This is a genomic window from Nonomuraea rhizosphaerae, from assembly GCF_019396405.1.
Classification (GTDB): domain Bacteria; phylum Actinomycetota; class Actinomycetes; order Streptosporangiales; family Streptosporangiaceae; genus Nonomuraea; species Nonomuraea rhizosphaerae.
The window spans coordinates 1-1787 of record NZ_JAHKRL010000301.1 but is presented as its reverse complement, the minus strand read 5'-3'; the positions used below and the strand labels follow the sequence as shown (position 1 = coordinate 1787).

Sequence of the window (1787 nt, the reverse complement as noted above, 5' to 3'; positions counted from 1 at the left end):
CCGTGATCACGGCACACCCCTTCTGGACTGGCGGAGGATAGGAGATTTGAACTCCTGAAGGGTTGCCCCTTACACGCTTTCCAAGCGTGCGCCCTCGGCCACTAGGCGAATCCTCCGTTGAGAAGCTTACCGGACGCGAGAGCATGAGGAGACCACGATTTAGCTGCAACGAGCACTGCCGTATGTGGCTAGACTGTCCAACGGACCCCTCGCGCGGCGTCATCCTGTGAACCTCCCCAGGGCCGGAAGGCAGCAAGGATAAGCGGGCTCTGGCGGGTGTGCGAGGGGTCTCTTCGTTGAGAGCCCCCTCGCAGGCGGGATGGTCGCACGCATGAGCCTTGCGCTTTATCGCAAGTACCGGCCCGGGACCTTCGCCGAGGTCAAGGGGCAGGAGCACGTCACGGATCCGCTGCGGCAGGCGCTGCGCACAAGGCGTATCAACCACGCCTACCTGTTCAGCGGGCCTCGCGGGTGCGGGAAGACCTCCAGCGCGCGGATCCTGGCGCGGTCGCTCAACTGTGAGAAGGGGCCCACGCCCGATCCGTGTGGCGTGTGCGAGTCGTGTGTGGCGCTCGCCCCCACCGGGCCCGGCCATCTTGACGTCATCGAGATCGACGCCGCCTCGCACGGCGGTGTGGACGACGCGCGCGACCTGCGCGAACGGGCTTTTTTCGCGCCCGTCTCCGCGCGGTACAAGATCTACATCATCGACGAGGCGCACATGGTGACCCGTGAAGGGTTCAACGCGCTGCTCAAGCTCGTCGAGGAGCCTCCGCCGCACCTGAAGTTCATCTTCGCGACGACCGAGCCGGAAAAGGTCATCGGGACCATCAAGTCGCGTACGCACCACTATCCGTTCAGGCTGATGCCGCCCGCGACGCTGCGCGCGTTGCTGGAGGAGATCCTGACCTCGGAGAGCGTGCCGTTCGAGCCGAACGCGCTGCCGCTGGTCGTACGGGCCGGGGCCGGGTCCGCGCGTGACTCGCTGTCCATTCTCGACCAGTTGCTGGCCGGGGCCGAGGAGGACGGCATCACCTACGCCAAGGCGGTCTCCCTGCTGGGGTACACCGACGGCGATCTGCTGGACGAGGTCGTCAACGCCTTCGCGGCGCGTGACGGGGCGCAGGTCTTCCGCACCGTCAGCCGGGTGATCGAGGGCGGGCACGATCCGCGGAGGTTCGCCGCCGACCTGCTGGAGCGGTTCCGGGATCTGGTGATCCTGGCGAACGTTCCCGAGGCCGCCACGAGTGGGCTGCTCGACCGGCCCGCCGACGAGTTGGAGCGGCTGGTTCAGCAGGCCGCCTCCATGGGGCCCGCCGAGCTGACGCGGGCCGCCGAGGTGTTCAACGCCGGCCTGACCGAGATGCGGGGGGCCACCTCGCCGCGGCTGCTGCTTGAGCTGATGTGCGCGCGGGTGCTGTTGCCGGGGGCCGCCGAGGGGGAGGGGGCGCTGCTCGCTCGCCTCGAACGGCTTGAGCGCGGGGGCGCCGTCGCTCAGATGGCCGCCCGGTCGGCGGGATCGGTCGCTGCCCCGCCGCCGTCCTCGCCACCGCCGCCGCCATCGTCGCCGTCGCCGGGCCCTTCGGCAGGGGCCGCCGGTACGTCGATGGCGCCGCCTGACGTGCAGCAGGGGAGTGGCTCTGCGAGTTCCAGTGTCGCGGGTCCCGCCAGTACGGTGAGCTCCGGTTCCGCGGGAGCGGACGACTGGCCTGAGCCGGCTCGGCCGGGCAGGCCCGCCGCCCAGCCCGCCGCCGCCCAGGCCGCCGCCGCCCAGCCGGGTGGCGCGA

General features: G+C 70.1%; 1 protein-coding gene, 1 tRNA gene and 1 other RNA gene. 2 read left to right on the top strand and 1 reads right to left on the bottom strand.

Translation table 11 applies throughout. The features are described 5' to 3' along the window. Window positions 1–28: 28 nt before the first annotated feature. Window positions 29–116, bottom strand: a tRNA-Ser gene (locus KME77_RS15265). 84 nt (window positions 117–200) lie between these two features. On the opposite strand from KME77_RS15265, the gene ffs reads away from it, so the two are divergent. Together ffs and KME77_RS15255 are read left to right on the top strand one after the other, a co-directional pair. Beyond that, window positions 201–296: signal recognition particle sRNA small type (gene ffs, locus KME77_RS15260), an RNA gene on the top strand. 35 nt (window positions 297–331) lie between these two features. After that, on the top strand, window positions 332–1787 hold a 1456-nt coding region (locus KME77_RS15255; RefSeq protein ID WP_219467414.1), incomplete at its 3' end, for a DNA polymerase III subunit gamma and tau.